The 504-nt window shown below is 46.0% G+C and carries 1 protein-coding gene; it reads right to left on the bottom strand.

Annotation, left to right across the window (positions count from 1 at the left end; translation table 11 throughout):
- A partial coding sequence (locus GRP75_RS29065; RefSeq protein WP_160791118.1) for a class I tRNA ligase family protein occupies nucleotides 1–332 on the bottom strand: 332 nt, incomplete at its 3' end.
- Between the last annotated feature and the right edge of the window lie 172 nt (nucleotides 333–504).

Consider the following 504-nt stretch of genomic DNA (forward strand, 5'->3'; position numbering starts at 1 on the left):
CCATATTCTTCAATTTCAGGTTTGTGGGAGATTCCCAGTTGCTTTTGTACACCCAATTCTACCGGCAAGCCATGCGTGTCCCAGCCTGCCTTACGTACGACGCGGTATCCCTTCATTGTCTGATAGCGGCCTACAAAATCCTTAATTACACGGCCCAGCACGTGACCGATATGCGGTTTACCGTTAGCTGTTGGTGGGCCCTCATAAAATACAAAATTTGGATTTCCTTCACGATTTGTGATGGATTTACGGAATGTGTCCTCTTCTTTCCATTTGCTCAGGATGCGCAGGTCACGGGACCGTGCTTTTTCTTTAACATCCACTCTGTTCATACTTCATACTTCCTCTCTACTCATCATTGATTTCCCTAGCATTTCCTAAAAAAAGCAACAAAAAAAGCCCCATCCCTGTAAAGGGACGAGACTGTGCTCGCGTTACCACCCTGATTCCGTAAAAACAGACCATTCTAAAATACAGTCTCATCACGGCTCTCTGAGCCCCACT

The sequence above is a fragment of the Paenibacillus sp. OT2-17 genome, from assembly GCF_009827695.1.
Lineage (GTDB): Bacteria > Bacillota > Bacilli > Paenibacillales > Paenibacillaceae > Paenibacillus > Paenibacillus polymyxa_B.